Here is a 16809-nt window from a genome sequence, read left to right as displayed (position 1 = left end):
CACCCGGCGACGCAGACGTGCCTGATGCACCGCGGTGTCAGGTTTGCGCCTGCTTCGCAGTCGATCGCAGCCTGCGGCAGCGGCTACAGGAAGCGGTAGGGGGATCGGCGGCCCAGAATGACAACGGCCGTCTCGAGGACGGCCGTTGGGGAGCGGGGCAAATCAGCGGCGGGTCAGCAGGACCCCGGATTCCATGTGGTGAGTCCAGGGGAACTGGTCGAACAGCGCGCAGCGGGTGATGCGGTGGGTGTCGTGCAACTGGGCGATGTTGGCCGCCAGGGTTTCCGGGTTGCAGGAGATGTACAGGATGTTGTCGAAGCGCCGGGTCAGTTCGCAGGTGTCCGGGTCCATGCCGGCCCGGGGCGGGTCGACGAACACGCTGCCGAATTCGTAGCTCTTCAGGTCCACGCCCTGCAGGCGGCGGAACGGACGCACTTCGTTCAGGGCTTCGGTCAGCTCTTCGGCGGACAGACGCACCAGGGTGACGTTATCCACAGCGTTTTCGCTGAGGTTGCTCAAGGCGGCGTTGACTGAGGTCTTGCTGATCTCGGTGGCCAGTACCTTGCGCACCCGGGTGGCCAGGGGCAGGGTGAAGTTGCCGTTGCCGCAGTACAGTTCCAGCAGGTCGTCCTGGCGTTCGCCCAGGGCTTCATAGGCCCAGTTGAGCATCTTCTGGTTCACCGTGCCGTTGGGCTGGGTGAAGGCGCCTTCGGGTTGGCGGTAGCTGAAGGTACGCCCGCCGACTTCGAGCTTTTCCACCACGTAGTCCTGGCCGATGACTTCGCGCTTGCCCTTGGAACGGCCGATCACACTGACATTGAGGTCGGCGGCCAGTTGGCTCGCGGCCTTGTGCCAGTGCTCGTCCAGCGGGCGGTGGTAGCACAGGGTGATCATCGCATCGCCGGCCAGGGTGGTGAGGAACTCCACCTGGAACAGCTTGTGGCTCAAAGGCGCGCTGGCCTGCCAGGCGGCCTTGAGCCGGGGCATCAACTGGTTGATGCGCTGGCTGGCGATGGGGAACTCTTCAATGAGGATCGGCGTGCGTTTGTCGTCCTGGGAGAACATCGCGTAGTGGCGTTCACCGGCCTCGCGCCACAGGCGGAACTCGGCCCGCAGGCGGAAGTTCTGCAGGGGCGAGTCGAAGACCTGGGGCTCGGGCGCAGCGAAAGGCGTCAGCAGGTCACGCAGGCGCGTGACCTTGTCGTTCAATTGGGTGCTGTAGCTTGCGGCGTCAAAAGTCATGCGGCGAACCAACCCAGCTTGATCACAAACAGAATCGACAGGATCACCAGCGGTGCGTTCAGCTCACGAGCGCGGCCCGACAGCAGCTTGATCGCGGTCCAGGCAATGAAGCCGAAGGCGATGCCGTTGGCGATCGAATAGGTGAACGGCATGGCCAGGGCAGTGACCACCACCGGCGCGGCGACGGTGATGTCGTCCCAGTCGATTTCCGCCAGGCCCGAGGTCATCAGCACGGCCACGAACAGCAGTGCCGGCGCGGTGGCGAACGGTGGCACGCTGGCCGCCAGCGGCGAGAAGAACAGTGCCAGCAGGAACAGAATCGCCACCACGATGGCGGTCAGGCCGGTGCGGCCACCGGCGCTCACGCCCGCGGCGGATTCGATGTAGCTGGTGGTGGTCGAGGTGCCCAGCAGGGAGCCGGCCATGGCGGCGGTGCTGTCAGCGATCAGCGCGCGGCCCATTTTCGGCATGTGGCCGTCCTTGCCCATCAGGCCGGCGCGCTTGGCGACGCCGATCAGGGTGCCGGAGTTGTCGAACAGGTCGACGAACAGGAAGGCGAAGATCACGCTTACCAGACCAATGTCCAGGGCGCCCTTGATGTCCAGTTGCAGGAAAGTCGGGGCCAGGGACGGAGGCATCGAGGTCACGCCGGCGAACGGGGTGAAGCCCATGATGATCGAGGCAATGGTCACCGCGAGGATGCCGATCAGCACCGCCCCGCGCACTTTCAGCGCTTCCAGGGCGACGATCAGGGCAAAGCCCAGGGTGGCGAGGATCGGCGCCGGCTTTTTCAGATCACCCAGGCCGACCATGGTGGCCTGGTTGCTGACCACGATGCCGGCGTTGTGCAGGGCGATAAGCGCCAGGAACAGGCCGATACCGGCAGCAATCGCCGAGCGCAGCGGCAGGGGGATGCTGTTGATGATCCATTCGCGGATCTTGAAGATCGACAGCAGGAAGAACAGCACCGCCGAGATGAACACCGCACCCAGCGCCACTTGCCAGGTGTGGCCCATGTGCAGGACCACGGTGTAGGTGAAGAAGGCGTTCAGCCCCATGCCCGGGGCCAGGGCGATCGGGTAGTTGGCGATCAGGCCCATGATGGTGGAGCCGATGGCGGCAGCCAGACAGGTGGCAACGAACAGGGCGCCCTTGTCCATGCCCGTCTCGCCGAGAATGCTCGGGTTGACGAAGAGAATGTAGGCCATGGCCAGGAAGGTGGTGACGCCCGCAAGAATCTCGGTGCGCACGTTGGTGTTGTGTGCCTTGAGTTGAAACAGCCTTTCCAGCATGTCTGCTCCCCGTGGCGCCGCCGGGCGCCGTGAATGTATCGACTCCAACAGCAAAGCACAGACTTTATAAGGTGCCTGTGGATTTGCCCTGGGTCGGAAAAAGCCGCGCATCATACCAGCAGCGTGGGCCAATGGCTGCGATCGTCGGCGATGTTTTGCACTGCTGGCAAGTAGCGCATACTGCGCCCTGCTTTTAAGGGGGGATTTATGCGCAGCACAGTGAAAATGACAGCATTGACGCTGCTGGGGGCAGCGGCCTGCTGGTTGGCGGCTCCGGCCCTGGCGCGTTCGGCGCCGCCGTTGAGCCAGGTGGAGATTCTCAAGGTGCTGTCACCTTCCTGCGGCCTGGAAGATGTCTCCGATGGGCGTGAACGCACCCAGTGCGACCACAACGGCCCGAACATCAAGGTCTACGTGCTGGAGATCGGCTACGGCCGCGAGCCCCATGTGAACCTGGACGGTTTCGAGGTCGACGGCACTCGCTCGCCGGTGTGCGAGGACGGCTCCGCCTATGTGCCCTGCGGCAACTCGGGAATCACCGTGGGCTACATCTATGTCTTCGACCTGGCGGGCAAGCAGGAAGGCACCTTCAGCTTCAGCAACACCTCGATCAACGCACCGGGCAATACCCTGAGTGCGCAGATCTACATCCGGTAGCCCCGAACGGCGTTCGGCAAAGCTGACTAAGCTCTAAAGACCTTCCTTGTGGAGTCATCCCCATGACCTTCAGAGCCTTGGTCACCCTTGCCGAAGGCATTGATGACCTGCAAAGCGTGACCCTGATCGACGTACTACGCCGTGCCGAAATCGAGGTGTTGGCGGCCAGCGTCGAAAACCGGCGCATGCTCACCTGCGCCCGCGGCACCCGACTGACCGCCGACGCCATGCTGGTGGATGTGCTGGCCCAGCGCTTCGACCTGATTGTGTTGCCCGGCGGCGCGGTAGGTGCCCAGCATTTGGCGGGCCATCAACCCCTGATGCAGTTGCTCAAGGATCAGGCGGCCGCCGGTAGGTTCTTCGCCGGCATCGCCGAAGCACCGGCCCTGGCCTTGCAGGCCTATGGGGTGCTGCGCCAGCGGCGCATGACCTGCCTGCCCAGCGCCAGCCATCAGCTGTTGGGCTGTACCTTTGTCGACCAGCCGGTGGTGGTGGATGGCAACTGCATCACCGCCCAGGGTTCCGGCGCGGCCCTGACGTTTGCCCTGGCCCTGGTGGAGGCGCTGTGCGGTCGCGGCAAGCGCGCCCAGGTGGCAGCAGAGTTGTCGGTATAGGGCTCAGCCGACATGGGCCGCGATAGGCTCGATCACCGGTTGCAACTCCTGCTCGGTGTGCCAGATGTCGTAATCGGCCTGCACCGCCAGCCAGACCTTGGCCTTGCCGATTCCGGCACGTTCCAGGCGGACCGCCAGTTCCGCGCGGATCGGCGCATGGCCGTTCAACACCTTGGACAGATGCGGGCGGGCATAGCCGATATGCCGGGCCAGTTCCGTCACGCTGATGCCCAGCTCAGGCAAGACATCCAGGCGCAGGGTGTCACCGGGGTGGGGCGGGTTGTGGATGGGCATGATCCTGCCTCCTGTTCAGTGGTAGTCCAGATAATCGACCAGTTCGATATCCGAACCTACGAAACGAAAGATCACTCGCCAGTTGCCGGACACCACCAAAGACCAATAGCCGTGCAGGTCGCCCTTGAGTGGGTGCAGCCGCCAACCCGGCAGGTTGAGGTCTGCCGGTTCGCTGGCGTGATCCATGAACGACAGCTGGCGGGCCAGCCGGCGTGCATGCTCAGCCCGTATTCCACGAGTTGATCCGGTTTCATAGAAGGCGCGTAGGCCTTTGTGCTGAAAGGACTTGATCGTGGGGAGCGAGTGTAAGGCGATACATTACACTCTTCGTAGCGGTTTTGTATTGCAGGGAATGATCAACAAGCTGTTACAGGGACAAACCGCCTGAGGTTTTACATCTTGGCCTCTTCCACTCGTTCGATCATCCGATCGCGCTTGGCCAGGGTCGGAAACAGCTTGATCCAGACCCCGGTCACGACCAGCGTGCCGACCCCGCCCAGCACCACCGCCGGCACGGTGCCGAACCAGTGGGCGGTCAGCCCGGATTCAAATTCCCCCAGCTGGTTCGAAGCGCCGATGAACAGGCCGTTTACCGCGCTGACCCGGCCGCGCATTTCGTCCGGGGTTTCCAGCTGCACGAAGGACGCGCGGATCACCATGCTGATCATGTCCGCCGCCCCCAGCACCACCAGCACCGCCAGGGAAAACCAGAACGAAGTCGAGAGGCCGAAGGCGATGGTGGCCACGCCGAATACGCCGACGGCGGTGAACATCACCCGCCCGACCTTGCGCTCGACGCTGAAACGCGCCAGCCACAGCGACATCAGCAAGGCGCCCACCGCCGGTGCCGAGCGCAGCAGCCCGAGGCCCCAGGGGCCGGTCAACAGGATGTCCTTGGCGAACACCGGCAAGAGTGCTGTGGCGCCGCCCAGCAGCACGGCGAACAGGTCCAGGGAGATGGCGCCGAGGATGTCCGGGCGGCTGCGGATGAAGCGAATCCCCGCCAGCAGCGAATCGAGGGTGGCCTTGCCCTTGTTCAGCGGCGTCTGCCGGGCCGGCAGGTTGAGCATCAGCAGGCAGGCGATCAGGTACAGGACCACGGTGGGGCCGTAGACCCAGACGCTGCCGAAGGCATACAGCAACCCGCCCAGGGCCGGGGCGACGATGGTCGCCGACTGTTGCGCCGATTGCGCGGCGGCCACTGCCCGGGGAAACAGCGCCGCGGGCACGATGCTCGGCAGCAGGGCCTGGGTGGTGGGCATCTCGAAGGAACGGGCGCCACCGAGGAGGAAGGCCAGGATGAAGATCATTTCCCGGGTCACGCTGTCGGTCAGGCTGCCGACGGCCAGGGCCAGGGCGATCAAGGCTTGCAGCGACTGACAGATAGCCGCCACTCGGCGCCGGTCGTAGCGGTCGGCCACGTGCCCGGTGTGCAGCATGAACAGCACTCTTGGGGCAAACTCCACCAGCCCCACCAGGCCCAGGTCGAGCACATTGCCGGTCAGCTGGTAGAGGTTCCAGCCGATGGCCACAGTGAGCATCTGGAAACCACTGGCGGTGAAGATCCGGGCCAGCCAGAACGCAATGAACGGACGATGGTGACGGAGCAGCAGAGGGTCTTGGCTGGGCATCGGGCGGTCGATCTGAGCGGGGAGTGCGACGAGGTTATCACCAAGATGTAACCAATAGTTGCGGGGCGGGGGAAATCGTTAGCCACGCATCTATCTCGTTTTTCGCTCGAACACCGGGTCGCGAACCCTGTAGCCGCTGCCGCAGGCTGCGAACGCTTTGGGCGGCACTCCGTCGCAGGAGACGCCAGGATCTTGAATACGCCGCAGGTTCGCCGGGAAATGGCCAGGCAAGACCCTGCGTACCGAACGCGGCCCGGCCTTTCGCAGCTTCGCAGGCTCAGCAGCGGCTACAGGCGTTTTGTGTGGGGAAAAGCCGGGAAAACCCCGGGTTTGGCGGGGTGAGGCAAGCTGTCACGCGGCAAATAACCACAGAGTTGCGCGCTGAAAATAGGACTACTCTTTTAACGTTGCTTGACCCAGATCAAAACCTTTTCCAGTGGTTTGATGTGGCGGCCGAAGGGCCAGAATCCCTACGTTGCGATGGTTTAAAAAAGAACGAATCCGAATTCGCCGAACTCCATATCCGTGGGGGCAGTAGGCGCTGGCCTTTGGCCCGCAGCCGGTTTTACCTGATAGAGGAAAGCTTATGTTCGGTTTAGAGGCGCTTGATCTCGCCCGAATTCAGTTCGCATTCACCGTTTCGTTCCACATTCTGTTCCCGGCCATCACCATTGGTCTGGCGAGTTATCTGGCGGTACTCGAAGGCCTGTGGCTCAAGACCCGCGACGATACCTATCGTGATCTTTACCACTTCTGGTCGAAGATCTTCGCTGTCAACTTCGGCATGGGGGTGGTTTCCGGTCTGGTGATGTCCTACCAGTTCGGCACCAACTGGAGCCGTTTCTCCGATTTTGCTGGTGCTGTCACTGGCCCCTTGCTCACCTATGAAGTGCTCACCGCGTTCTTCCTCGAGGCTGGTTTCCTCGGGGTGATGCTGTTCGGCTGGAACAAGGTCGGACGCAAGCTGCACTTCTTCTCCACGGTGATGGTGGCCATTGGCACCCTGATTTCGACCTTCTGGATTCTGTCCTCCAACAGTTGGATGCAGACCCCGCAAGGCTTCGAAATCGTTGACGGCCGAGTGATTCCGGTGGACTGGCTGGCGGTGATCTTCAACCCGTCATTCCCCTATCGCCTGGCGCACATGGCGGTGGCGGCGTTCGTCGCCACGGCATTCTTCGTCGGCTCGTCCGCAGCCTGGCACTTGCTGCGGGGCCGCGACAACCCGGCCATTCGTCGCATGCTGTCGATGGCCATGTGGATGGCCTTGATCGTGGCACCGGTGCAGGCGGTGATCGGCGACTTCCACGGTCTGAATACCCTCAAGCACCAGCCGGCGAAAATCGCCGCCATCGAAGGTCACTGGGAAAACGTCGGTAATGAGCCGACCCCGCTGATCCTCTTCGGCTGGCCGGACATGAAGGCTGAGAAAACCAAATACGCAGTGGAAATCCCTTACCTGGGCAGCCTGATCCTCACCCACTCGCTGGACAAGCAGGTGCCGGCGCTCAAGGAGTTCCCGCCCGAAGACCGTCCCAACTCGACCATTGTGTTCTGGTCGTTCCGGGTCATGGTGGGCCTGGGCATGCTGATGATCTTCACCGGCCTGTGGAGTGTCTGGCTGCGCAAGCGCGGCACCCTCTACACCTCGCGTCCGTTCCTGTACCTGACGTTGTGGATGGGGCCGTCCGGCCTGATCGCGATCCTGGCGGGCTGGTTCACCACCGAGATCGGCCGTCAGCCCTGGGTGGTCTATGGCCTGATGCGCACGGCGGATGCTTCGTCCGCACACAGTTTTGTGCAGATGAGCATCACCCTGGCGTTGTTCGTGGTGGTTTATTTCTCGCTGTTCGGCGTGGGTCTGGGCTACATGATGCGCCTGGTGCGCAAAGGCCCGGTCACCAACGAAGGTGCCGAAACCAGCCACGGTGGTCCCGGGCAGAAACGTACTCCGGCCCGTCCGCTGTCCGCAGCCGACGATGACCACGACGCCGACCACGGCACCCGCCTGAACAAGGGGAACTGAGTCATGGGTATTGATCTTCCGCTGTTGTGGGCCGTGATTATCATCTTCGGCATCATGATGTATGTGGTCATGGACGGCTTCGACCTGGGGATCGGGATTCTCTTCCCGTTCGTCAAGGACGACCGCGACCGTGACGTGATGATGAACACCGTCGCCCCGGTCTGGGACGGCAACGAGACCTGGCTGGTGCTGGGGGGCGCGGCCTTGTTTGGCGCCTTCCCGCTGGCCTACTCGGTGGTGCTCTCGGCGCTGTACCTGCCGCTGATCCTGATGCTGATCGGCCTGATCTTCCGCGGGGTGGCCTTTGAGTTCCGCTTCAAGGCCAAGGAAGACAAGCGTCATATCTGGGACAAGGCGTTTATCGGCGGCTCGGCGGCGGCGACCTTCTTCCAGGGCGTGGCTTTGGGCGCATTCATCGACGGCTTGCCGGTGGTGGACCGCCAGTTTGCCGGTGGCTCCCTGGACTGGCTGACGCCCTTCACCCTGTTCTGCGGCCTGGCGCTGGTGGTGGCCTATGCCTTGCTTGGCTGCACCTGGCTGATCATGAAGACCGAAGGCAAGTTGCAGCAGCAGATGCATGACCTGGCCCGGCCCCTGGCCTATGTGGTGCTGGCGGTGATCGGCATCGTCAGTATCTGGACGCCCTTGGCCCATGCCGACATCGCGGCGCGCTGGTTCACCCTGCCCAATCTGTTCTGGTTCCTGCCGGTGCCGATCCTGGTGCTGGTGACCATGTACGGCCTGCTCCGTGCTGTGGCCCGCAACGCGCATTACACGCCGTTCCTGTTGACCCTGGTGCTGATCTTCCTCGGCTACAGCGGCCTGGGTATCAGCCTGTGGCCGAACATCGTGCCGCCGTCGATCTCCATCTGGGACGCCGCGGCGCCGCCGCAAAGCCAGGGCTTCATGCTGGTGGGCACCTTGTTCATCATCCCGTTCATCCTGGGTTACACCTTCTGGAGCTACTACGTGTTCCGCGGCAAGGTCACCCACGAAGACGGTTACCACTAGGTAGGAGCCGGCTTGCCGGCGAACAGGCCCTTGCCCCTTGTGCCTGGCTGGCCGGCGCTTTCACTGGCCAGCCAGCTCCGACGAGGGTTTGGGTCAAGCAGGAGTTGAAATCATGAGCGATAAACACTCTTTGCAGGAAATCGAACAGGCGGAAAAACAGCCCCTGTGGCGGCGCCTGGGCTGGCTGGCGATGATCTGGGGTGGCAGTGTGCTGGCCCTGTTCGTGGTGGCCAGCCTGATGCGCATGTTCATGAGCGCCGCGGGCCTGACTACCCACTGATCATCCCATCCCGTTGCCTTGCGGCACGGTTTCAACCCTCCGCTTGCGGAGGGTTTTTTTTGCCTGTTACTTGCGCGCTTTGAGGATCACGAACTTGGGCGTGGCCGCCACTTGTTCGACGCCGCGAAACAGCCGCGCCAGCTTGCTGTGATAACCCAGGTGACGGTTGCCGACGATATACAGCGCACCGCCCACCACCAGGGCTTCCCGGGCCTGTTGGAACATGCGCCAGGCGAGGAAGTCGCCCACCACCTGCTGCTGGTGGAACGGCGGGTTGCACAGCACCACGTCCAGGGACTGCGGCGCCTGACCGGCCAGGCCATCGCCGGCGCGCATCTCGGCTTCGCGCTCGCCCAGCACTGCCTGCCAGTTCTCCCGTGCCGACTGCACGGCCATGAAGGATTCGTCCACCAGGGTGTAGTGGGCCTGGGGGTTGTCCAGGGCGCTGGCGATCGCTAGCACGCCGTTGCCGCAGCCCAGGTCCGCGACCCGGGCGCTGCCGAGGTTCTGTGGCAAGTGCGGGAGGAAGGCGCGGGTGCCGATGTCCAGGCCTTCGCGGCAGAACACGTTGGCGTGGTTGAGCAGCTCGATGGCCGGCTGCTCCAGGCGATAGCGGGTGGGGTAGGGCGACACGACCGGCGGTCTGGCTTCTGGCGTGGCGACCAGCAGGCGGGCCTTTTTCACCGCCAGGGAGGCCTGCACCGGGCCGATGTAGCGCTCCAGCAAGTCACCGGCGGCGCGGGGCAGGTGCTTGACCATGGCCGCCGCCACGACCTGGGCGCCAGGGGCCAGTTGTCCCTGCAGGCGGATCAGCTGTTCTTCCAGCAGGGCCAGGGTCTTGGGGACGCGAATCAGCACCCGGTCGAAGGAACCGTGCAACGGCTCGCTGGCCGGTATCACCCGCAGGGCGTCAAAGGGCAGGCCGTTGCGCACCAGGTTCTTTTCCAGGGCCAGGGCGCCCAGGTACGAATCGCCGCTGCTGCTGACCTGGACCTTGCCCAGCAGGCTTGCAGCCAGGGCGCCGAAGCTGTCGTTGAGGATCAGCACCCGGGTATCGCTGGTCGGTTGCTGCTCGGCCAGATGGTTGAGCAGGTATTCGTCCGCTGCGTCGAAGGCTTGCAGCGGCTCGTTTTGCTGTTCGGGCTGGCGGATCAGGTCGAGCTGGGCGAAGGGGCTTGCAAGCAGGGGCATGGGGCGGACTCTAGGTAATCGGTGAATGTCCCGGCGGTGGGGGCTGTCGCGCGCACGGGAACCCTCGAACAGCGCAGGCGCGGGCCGTTCGAAGCGGGGCTAAATGGTACGTTTTTTTGCCGGGGATTGCCCGCGCTCTATGCCACTACAAACCGCCGGTGTTTCTGTCCGGCGCTTTGCGGGACACTAGCGCATCGCTTTTGTGGAGCCCGTCATGACCGCCAGTGAAGAAAAGTACACTCGCCAGACCCTGCTCGAGGTCCAGCCGCTGACCTCCAGCCTGTTCACCCTGCGCACTACCCGGGATGCGGGTTTTCGCTTTCGCGCCGGGCAGTTCGCTCGTCTCGGGGTGACCAAGGCCGATGGCAGCACGGTGTGGCGCGCCTATTCCATGGTGTCGTCGCCGTTCGATGAGTTTCTCGAGTTTTTCTCCATCGTGGTGCCCGGCGGCGAGTTCACCAGTGAGCTGAGCCGCCTGGAAGTGGGGGACAGCCTGCTGGTGGATCGTCAGGCCTTTGGCTATCTGACCCTGGATCGTTTCGTCGACGGTCGCGATCTCTGGTTGTTATCCACAGGCACCGGGATTGCGCCGTTCCTGTCGATCCTCCAGGACTTCGAGGTCTGGGAGAAATTCGAACGCATCATCCTGGTCTACAGCGTGCGCGAGGCCAGGGAGCTGGCTTATCAGCAGTTGCTTGCCGAGTTGCCGCAACGTGAGTACCTGGCCGAATTTGCGCATAAGTTGCAATTCATCAGCACCGTGACCCGCGAGCAGCACCCGGGCAGCCTCAATGGGCGCATCACCCAACTGATCGAGAACGGCGAGCTGGAACGTGCCGCTGGCGTGGAACTGACCCCCGAGCATTCCCGGGTGATGCTCTGCGGCAACCCACAGATGATTGACGACACCCGTGCCCTGCTCAAGCAGCGAGGGATGAACCTGAGCCTGAGTCGACGGCCGGGGCAGGTGGCGGTGGAGACTTACTGGTAACCAAAACGGCGCCTTGAGGGCGCCGTTGATGTATTGCAGGACTCGCCTCAGGGCTTGTTGTTCTGCGCCTTGAGCAGATCGCGGATCTCTCCCAGCAGCTCTTCTTCCTTGGTCGGTACCGGTGGCAGGGTAGGGGCCACGGCTTCTTCGCGTTTCAGGCGGTTGATGACCTTGACGCCCATGAAGATGGCGAAGGCGATGATGATGAAGTCGATGATGCTCTGGATGAACTTGCCATAGGCCAGAACCACCGCGGGTGCATCCCCTGCCGCCGCTTTCAGCGTGACCGCCAGGTCCCCGAAGTTCACCCCACCGACCAACACGCCGATGGGCGGCATGACCACGTCGCCGACAAAGGACGAGACGATCTTGCCGAACGCGGCGCCGATGATGATACCCACGGCCATATCGACCACGTTACCTTTGACCGCGAAGGCCTTGAACTCACTTAGCACGCCCATAGGTTATTCCTTGTTACAGATGAGGTTGGTTACGGCAGTGTAATTCAGCAAAAAGCATTTTGCCGACACAACTTTTAACAGCACGCGGGGTTATTGACCGATAAACAGGCAAAGAGTTTTTTCAAAGTGCCATCGGATCGCGCGCGATATACCCCGCATTTGACGAGATAACCAGAACATTCTGTCAATCGATGGGTTATGGCCTTTCTATTTATCTTTCAAATGTTTAGTCACTAGCCTCTAGCAGGCGCACCGAGATGCGCCTTATATAACTAGAGGAATTCAACATGACCGCTTCTCTTGGCCTTGGGAGTTTTTCCCAGCGACGCGTACTGGGCGTGCTTGCCGCCAGTCTGCTTTCCCTTTCCGTACAGGCCGCCACGCTGACCCGCGACAATGGCGCGGCAGTGGGCGATAACCAGAATTCACAGACCGCAGGCGCCACCGGCCCGGTGTTGCTGCAAGATGTGCAACTGATCCAGAAACTTCAGCGTTTTGATCGCGAGCGCATTCCAGAGCGCGTGGTACACGCCCGTGGCACCGGCGCCCACGGCACCTTCACCGTCACCGACAACCTCAGCGACCTGACCCGTGCCAAGGTGTTTGCCACCGGCGAGGTGACCCCGGTATTCGTGCGTTTCTCGTCGGTGGTGCATGGCAACCACTCCCCGGAAACCTTGCGTGATCCACGGGGTTTCGCCACCAAGTTCTATACCGCAGAGGGGAACTGGGACCTGGTCGGCAACAACTTCCCGACCTTCTTCATTCGCGATGCCATCAAGTTCCCGGATATGGTGCACGCGTTCAAACCCGATCCGCGTACCAATCTGGATGATGACTCGCGACGTTTTGATTTCTTCTCTCATGTTCCCGAAGCCACTCGCACATTGACCGAGCTGTATTCCAACTCCGGAACTCCGGCCAGTTACCGGGAAATGGATGGTAATGGGGTGCACGCCTACAAGTTGATCAACGCCAAGGGTGAAGTGCACTACGTGAAGTTTCACTGGAAGAGTCTGCAAGGTCTGAAGAATCTCGATCCGAAACAGGTGGTCGAGGTACAAGGGCGTGATTACAGCCATATGACCCATGACTTGGTAACCCACATTAATAAAGGGGACTTTCCCAAGTGGGACTTGTATGTCCAGGTATTGAAACCCGAAGACTTGGCCAAGTTTGATTTCGACCCACTTGACGCCACCAAGATCTGGCCGGATGTGCCCGAGCGCAAAGTGGGACAGATGGTGTTGAACCGTAACCCGGCCAACGTCTTCCAAGAGACTGAGCAAGTGGCCATGGCCCCGTCCAACCTGGTACCGGGGATCGAGCCTTCGGAAGACCGCCTGCTGCAAGGCCGGGTGTTCTCCTACGCCGATACCCAGATGTACCGCATCGGCGCCAACGCTCTGCAACTGCCGATCAACGCACCGAAGAACCCGGTGAACAACGGCAACCAGGACGGCGCGATGAACCTGGGTCACACCAGCACGGGGGTCAACTACCAGCCGAGCCGCCTGATGCCCCGCGAAGAGCCGCAAACCGCGCGCTACAGCCAGATGGCACTGTCGGGCAGCACCCAGCAGGCGAAGATCCAGCGCGAGCAGAACTTCAAGCAGGCCGGTGATCTGTACCGTTCCTTCAGCAAGAAGGAACGCCAGGACCTGATCGACAGCTTCGGCGGCTCCCTGGCCACCACCGATGATGAGAGCAAGCACATCATCCTGTCGTTCCTGTATAAGGCCGACCCGGAGTACGGCACCGGCGTGACCCGCGTGGCCAAGGGCGACCTGACTCGGGTCAAGGCGCTGGCGGCCAAGCTGAGCGATTGATCGAGCGCGTTTCACTCCGTCACGCCCGCCCGGGCGTGACGACTTTTTCCGACAGAGGAGTCGCGCCATGCGTCTTTTTACAGCGCTGCTGTCAGTGGCCTGTTCGTTTGCCGCCTACGCGCAGCCGGCGGCCGAAGCCGCGACCGCCGCCGACCCGGTGGCGGTCAAGGTGCAGCTGGAACACTACTATTTCGATGCCGCCCGCCGGGGCGATGTGGAAATGCTCGACACCTTTATCGAGGCCGGTTACTCCCTCGATACCCAGGATGAAAAGGGCTACACCGCGTTGATCCTCGCCGCTTATCACGGCCAGGGTCCGGCAGTGGAGCGCCTGCTGGACGCCGGCGCCAATGCCTGTGCCCAGGACAAACGCGGCAACACGGCGTTGATGGGGGCGATCTTCAAGGGCGAGGTGCAGATCGCTCGGCGTTTGCTGGCGACCGATTGCAGTCCCGATCAGCGCAATGGCGCCGGGCAGACGGCGGCCATGTACGCCGGGTTGTTCAAGCGGGTCGAACTGTTGGACGCCTTGGCCGCCAAGGGCGCTGACCTGAATGCCGAAGACCCGCTGGGCAATAGCGCCACGCGGCTGGCCAGCGGGCAGATACGCACCACGGCGCCGCGCTGATCGGTTCCAGCTGAGCTATCATCGCGGTTTTTGCCGGGGGTTCAGATGGCCAAGGCCAAGCGCATGTACGGCTGCACCGAGTGCGGCTCCACCTTTCCCAAATGGGCCGGGCAATGTGGCGAGTGCGGGGCCTGGAACACCCTGACCGAGACCATGATCGAAAGCGGTGGTGCCGCGGCTCCCGCCGGGCGCACTGGCTGGGCCGGGCAACAGGCGCAGATCAAGACCCTGGCAGAAGTCAGCGTCGAGGAAATTCCACGTTTCTCCACCGCTTCCGGCGAGCTCGACCGAGTGCTGGGCGGCGGCCTGGTGGACGGCTCGGTGGTGCTGATCGGTGGTGATCCGGGGATCGGCAAGTCGACCATCCTGCTGCAGACCCTGTGCAACATCGCCACGCGCATGCCGGCCTTGTACGTCACCGGCGAGGAGTCTCAGCAGCAGGTAGCGATGCGCGCCCGGCGCCTGGGCCTGCCCCAGGATCAGTTGCGGGTGATGACCGAGACCTGCATCGAAACCATCATCGCCACCGCTCGGGTGGAAAAACCCAAGGTCATGGTGATCGACTCGATCCAGACCATCTTCACCGAACAGCTGCAATCGGCTCCGGGCGGCGTGTCCCAGGTGCGCGAGAGCGCCGCCTTGCTGGTGCGTTACGCCAAGCAGAGCGGCACGGCGATTTTCCTGGTGGGCCACGTGACCAAGGAAGGCGCCCTGGCCGGGCCGCGGGTGCTGGAGCACATGGTCGACACCGTGCTGTATTTCGAGGGCGAGTCTGACGGTCGCCTGCGGTTGCTGCGGGCGGTGAAGAACCGTTTTGGTGCGGTCAATGAGCTGGGTGTGTTCGGCATGACCGACCGCGGTCTGAAGGAAGTCTCCAACCCTTCGGCGATTTTCCTCACTCGAGCTCAGGAAGAAGTGCCCGGCAGCGTGGTGATGGCCACCTGGGAAGGCACCCGGCCGATGCTGGTGGAAGTCCAGGCGCTGGTGGATGACAGCCACCTGGCCAATCCGCGCCGGGTCACCCTGGGCCTGGATCAGAACCGCCTGGCCATGCTGCTGGCGGTGCTGCACCGCCACGGCGGGATTCCGACCCATGACCAGGACGTGTTCCTCAACGTGGTGGGTGGGGTCAAGGTGCTGGAAACCGCCTCCGACCTGGCGTTGATGGCCGCCGTGATGTCGAGCTTGCGCAATCGTCCGCTGCCCCATGACTTGCTGGTGTTCGGTGAAGTCGGCCTGTCCGGTGAAGTGCGTCCGGTGCCCAGCGGCCAGGAGCGTTTGAAAGAGGCCGCCAAGCACGGCTTCAAACGGGCCATCGTGCCCAAGGGCAATGCGCCGAAAGAGTCGCCGCCGGGCTTGAAGATCATTGCCGTGACCCGCCTGGAACAGGCGTTGGATGCGCTCTTCGAATAAATCGAGCTGGGCTCTCATGGAAGGAAGCAGGTAATGGGCATGACAAAGTTGAAGGGCTGGTGGCTGGGCCTCAGCCTGCTGTGTGGCAGCGGCTTTGCCGTGGCGCAGCCGAGCGAGGTGCCCGAGGGCTATCGCGTGGCCCAGCAAGTGCTGGTGGGCGATGGTTCGCTGCTGGAGGTGCTGGAGGATGTGCGCATCACGCCGCAACTGCATGCCGACAGCTGGGGCAATGGCTTGGACGCCGACAGCTTTGCCCAATCCGAGGACGATCACCCGACCACGCCCTTGGGCGCTCAGGTGCGCCTGGTTTCCGACGGTGGCGAGGTGCTAGCGCAGAGGTCCCTGGACTATCCCCTGGCCACGGTGGAAAAGGCGCCGCTCAACGGCCTGCCATCGCCGGCGTTTTTCCTCACTGTCGACCAGACCGCCCCCATGGGCAGCTACAGCGGTCCGGCCACACAAGTGCTGATGCCGCAGCAGAGTCAGCTGGACTCGGTGCTCTATCTGGGGGAAGAAGGGGAAAGGCAGCCGCTGGTGTTCGCCCAGACTGGCAAGGCGGCGTGGCGGATCGTGCCGTCCCGGGAGGGGGGCACCGAAAGCATCCAGCAGGTGTCATCGGCGTCGTCGATGGAGAACGAAGAGTTCATCACCACCTATCGCACCTTCCGTTATGTCGACGGCCAATGGACAGTATCGTCACGGCAGCAAGCGGGTTACTGGGACATGGAAAGCGACTTTCCCGAACCCGCGCTGTTCCCCTGAATACTGGTGCCTTTGATCAAATACTGATCAGCGCACCCAGTTCCCGCTCCAACTCCTCGGGGTCCCCCAGGTTCAGCTCGATCAACCTCCTGAGGTGTTCGATGGACTCCAGGCCGATGTGCAGGCAGACGAAGCCCAACTGACCGTTATGGTCGTGGGCCAGTTGCACATTCATACGCACGTCGGCATCGAGGCCCAGGTGAATATCGGCTTCGAAGGGGCGGTTGGGATCTCCGAGCCAGGGATCGGGGCGTTCGATCAACAGTCCCTTGAGGGACAGGTCCAGCAACCGCACCGGCCAGCGGTGGGTGCCTTGACTCAGTTCAGTCGTGGCATCGAAGGCGATGCGTTTGAAGCGTCGGCGTTCGGCGTGTTGCTCGCTCATGGGCTGGCCCTCTGCGTGGTGCACTGACTATAGACCCCGGTTTATTACTGTCGCTACAAAGCCATCGGACCGCAAAAAAAATGCAATGCCGCCGCGCTCGCG

Annotated in this window: 18 protein-coding genes; 10 read left to right on the top strand and 8 right to left on the bottom strand. The window is 62.7% G+C overall.

Going from position 1 to position 16809, the window contains the following annotated elements; all coding sequences use genetic code 11:
• Positions 1 to 162: 162 nt before the first annotated feature.
• On the bottom strand, positions 163 to 1242 hold the full coding sequence (trmA, locus tag KHO49_RS12240) for a tRNA (uridine(54)-C5)-methyltransferase TrmA (RefSeq protein ID WP_213665063.1): 1080 nt from the start codon (positions 1240 to 1242) through the stop codon (positions 163 to 165).
• Positions 1239 to 2534, bottom strand: a complete 1296-nt coding sequence (locus KHO49_RS12235; RefSeq protein ID WP_102882282.1) for an NCS2 family permease — start codon at positions 2532 to 2534, stop codon at positions 1239 to 1241. The genes trmA and KHO49_RS12235 overlap by 4 nt, the downstream gene beginning before the upstream one ends.
• A gap of 207 nt (positions 2535 to 2741) precedes the next feature.
• Here KHO49_RS12235 and KHO49_RS12230 point away from each other — a divergent pair, with 207 nt between their 5' ends.
• Positions 2742 to 3191 carry a DUF4879 domain-containing protein gene (locus KHO49_RS12230; protein WP_102882281.1) on the top strand — a complete coding sequence of 150 codons (450 nt, stop codon included), beginning with the start codon at positions 2742 to 2744 and terminating at the stop codon, positions 3189 to 3191.
• Positions 3192 to 3253: 62 nt separating this feature from the next.
• Positions 3254 to 3805, top strand: a complete 552-nt coding sequence (locus KHO49_RS12225) for a DJ-1 family glyoxalase III (protein ID WP_102865417.1) — start codon at positions 3254 to 3256, stop codon at positions 3803 to 3805.
• 3 nt (positions 3806 to 3808) lie between these two features.
• Here KHO49_RS12225 and KHO49_RS12220 read toward each other — a convergent pair whose 3' ends face one another.
• From KHO49_RS12220 to KHO49_RS12210, 3 genes are all read right to left on the bottom strand, one after another.
• Positions 3809 to 4099, bottom strand: a complete 291-nt coding sequence (locus tag KHO49_RS12220) for a HigA family addiction module antitoxin (protein WP_016966170.1) — start codon at positions 4097 to 4099, stop codon at positions 3809 to 3811.
• Positions 4100 to 4114: 15 nt separating this feature from the next.
• A complete protein-coding gene (locus KHO49_RS12215; RefSeq protein ID WP_213665273.1) occupies positions 4115 to 4390 on the bottom strand; it encodes a type II toxin-antitoxin system RelE/ParE family toxin in 276 nt (91 codons plus the stop codon).
• Positions 4391 to 4491: 101 nt separating this feature from the next.
• Entirely contained in the window at positions 4492 to 5730 is a 1239-nt protein-coding gene (locus tag KHO49_RS12210) for an MFS transporter (protein ID WP_102882279.1), read from the bottom strand.
• 586 nt (positions 5731 to 6316) lie between these two features.
• On the opposite strand from KHO49_RS12210, the gene KHO49_RS12205 reads away from it, so the two are divergent.
• From KHO49_RS12205 to KHO49_RS12195, 3 genes are all read left to right on the top strand, one after another.
• Positions 6317 to 7756, top strand: a complete 1440-nt coding sequence (locus KHO49_RS12205) for a cytochrome ubiquinol oxidase subunit I (RefSeq protein WP_102865419.1) — start codon at positions 6317 to 6319, stop codon at positions 7754 to 7756.
• 3 nt (positions 7757 to 7759) lie between these two features.
• On the top strand, positions 7760 to 8767 hold the full coding sequence (gene cydB / locus KHO49_RS12200) for a cytochrome d ubiquinol oxidase subunit II (protein WP_102882278.1): 1008 nt from the start codon (positions 7760 to 7762) through the stop codon (positions 8765 to 8767).
• 112 nt (positions 8768 to 8879) lie between these two features.
• Entirely contained in the window at positions 8880 to 9047 is a 168-nt protein-coding gene (locus KHO49_RS12195; protein WP_102865421.1) for a DUF2474 domain-containing protein, read from the top strand.
• A gap of 66 nt (positions 9048 to 9113) precedes the next feature.
• Here KHO49_RS12195 and KHO49_RS12190 read toward each other — a convergent pair whose 3' ends face one another.
• Positions 9114 to 10238 carry a methyltransferase gene (locus KHO49_RS12190; protein ID WP_213665062.1) on the bottom strand — a complete coding sequence of 375 codons (1125 nt, stop codon included), beginning with the start codon at positions 10236 to 10238 and terminating at the stop codon, positions 9114 to 9116.
• Between the two features lie 214 nt (positions 10239 to 10452).
• On the opposite strand from KHO49_RS12190, the gene KHO49_RS12185 reads away from it, so the two are divergent.
• Positions 10453 to 11229 carry a ferredoxin--NADP reductase gene (locus tag KHO49_RS12185; RefSeq protein ID WP_102865423.1) on the top strand — a complete coding sequence of 259 codons (777 nt, stop codon included), beginning with the start codon at positions 10453 to 10455 and terminating at the stop codon, positions 11227 to 11229.
• A 47-nt stretch (positions 11230 to 11276) separates the two neighbouring features.
• Here KHO49_RS12185 and mscL read toward each other — a convergent pair whose 3' ends face one another.
• Complete coding sequence (gene mscL, locus KHO49_RS12180; RefSeq protein WP_102882276.1) at positions 11277 to 11690, bottom strand: large-conductance mechanosensitive channel protein MscL; 414 nt, start codon at positions 11688 to 11690, stop codon at positions 11277 to 11279.
• A gap of 287 nt (positions 11691 to 11977) precedes the next feature.
• Between mscL and KHO49_RS12175 the strand changes: the two genes are divergently transcribed.
• The 4 genes from KHO49_RS12175 (at position 11978) to KHO49_RS12160 (ending at position 16322) form a co-directional block, all read left to right on the top strand.
• Complete coding sequence (locus KHO49_RS12175) at positions 11978 to 13519, top strand: catalase (protein WP_213665061.1); 1542 nt, start codon at positions 11978 to 11980, stop codon at positions 13517 to 13519.
• A gap of 67 nt (positions 13520 to 13586) precedes the next feature.
• Positions 13587 to 14147 (top strand): ankyrin repeat domain-containing protein, encoded by a 561-nt coding sequence (locus tag KHO49_RS12170; RefSeq protein ID WP_102882274.1) that lies wholly within the window; start codon positions 13587 to 13589, stop codon positions 14145 to 14147.
• Positions 14148 to 14192: 45 nt separating this feature from the next.
• Entirely contained in the window at positions 14193 to 15560 is a 1368-nt protein-coding gene (radA, locus tag KHO49_RS12165; RefSeq protein ID WP_025129215.1) for a DNA repair protein RadA, read from the top strand.
• 33 nt (positions 15561 to 15593) lie between these two features.
• The gene (locus KHO49_RS12160; RefSeq protein ID WP_420793752.1) at positions 15594 to 16322 is read left to right on the top strand and encodes a hypothetical protein; all 729 of its coding nucleotides are present in this window, start codon (positions 15594 to 15596) and stop codon (positions 16320 to 16322) included.
• Between the two features lie 16 nt (positions 16323 to 16338).
• Here KHO49_RS12160 and KHO49_RS12155 read toward each other — a convergent pair whose 3' ends face one another.
• Positions 16339 to 16707 (bottom strand): PilZ domain-containing protein, encoded by a 369-nt coding sequence (locus tag KHO49_RS12155; protein ID WP_102882273.1) that lies wholly within the window; start codon positions 16705 to 16707, stop codon positions 16339 to 16341.
• Positions 16708 to 16809 lie beyond the last annotated feature (102 nt).

The sequence above is a fragment of the Pseudomonas sp. RC4D1 genome (assembly GCF_018390395.1).
GTDB classification, from domain to species: Bacteria; Pseudomonadota; Gammaproteobacteria; order Pseudomonadales; family Pseudomonadaceae; genus Aquipseudomonas; species Aquipseudomonas danubii.
Note: the sequence above shows the minus strand (reverse complement) of the source record. Positions and strands in the feature narration are given on the sequence as shown.

Coding starts and splice junctions, on each gene's coding strand:
- trmA (WP_213665063.1), bottom strand. CDS start 1,242: ATGACTTTTGACGCCGCAAGCTACAGCACCCAATTGAACGACAAGGTC.
- KHO49_RS12235 (WP_102882282.1), bottom strand. CDS start 2,534: ATGCTGGAAAGGCTGTTTCAACTCAAGGCACACAACACCAACGTGCGC.
- KHO49_RS12230 (WP_102882281.1), top strand. CDS start 2,742: ATGCGCAGCACAGTGAAAATGACAGCATTGACGCTGCTGGGGGCAGCG.
- KHO49_RS12225 (WP_102865417.1), top strand. CDS start 3,254: ATGACCTTCAGAGCCTTGGTCACCCTTGCCGAAGGCATTGATGACCTG.
- KHO49_RS12220 (WP_016966170.1), bottom strand. CDS start 4,099: ATGCCCATCCACAACCCGCCCCACCCCGGTGACACCCTGCGCCTGGAT.
- KHO49_RS12210 (WP_102882279.1), bottom strand. CDS start 5,730: ATGCCCAGCCAAGACCCTCTGCTGCTCCGTCACCATCGTCCGTTCATT.
- KHO49_RS12205 (WP_102865419.1), top strand. CDS start 6,317: ATGTTCGGTTTAGAGGCGCTTGATCTCGCCCGAATTCAGTTCGCATTC.
- cydB (WP_102882278.1), top strand. CDS start 7,760: ATGGGTATTGATCTTCCGCTGTTGTGGGCCGTGATTATCATCTTCGGC.
- KHO49_RS12195 (WP_102865421.1), top strand. CDS start 8,880: ATGAGCGATAAACACTCTTTGCAGGAAATCGAACAGGCGGAAAAACAG.
- KHO49_RS12190 (WP_213665062.1), bottom strand. CDS start 10,238: ATGCCCCTGCTTGCAAGCCCCTTCGCCCAGCTCGACCTGATCCGCCAG.
- KHO49_RS12185 (WP_102865423.1), top strand. CDS start 10,453: ATGACCGCCAGTGAAGAAAAGTACACTCGCCAGACCCTGCTCGAGGTC.
- mscL (WP_102882276.1), bottom strand. CDS start 11,690: ATGGGCGTGCTAAGTGAGTTCAAGGCCTTCGCGGTCAAAGGTAACGTG.
- KHO49_RS12175 (WP_213665061.1), top strand. CDS start 11,978: ATGACCGCTTCTCTTGGCCTTGGGAGTTTTTCCCAGCGACGCGTACTG.
- KHO49_RS12170 (WP_102882274.1), top strand. CDS start 13,587: ATGCGTCTTTTTACAGCGCTGCTGTCAGTGGCCTGTTCGTTTGCCGCC.
- radA (WP_025129215.1), top strand. CDS start 14,193: ATGGCCAAGGCCAAGCGCATGTACGGCTGCACCGAGTGCGGCTCCACC.
- KHO49_RS12160 (WP_420793752.1), top strand. CDS start 15,594: ATGGGCATGACAAAGTTGAAGGGCTGGTGGCTGGGCCTCAGCCTGCTG.
- KHO49_RS12155 (WP_102882273.1), bottom strand. CDS start 16,707: ATGAGCGAGCAACACGCCGAACGCCGACGCTTCAAACGCATCGCCTTC.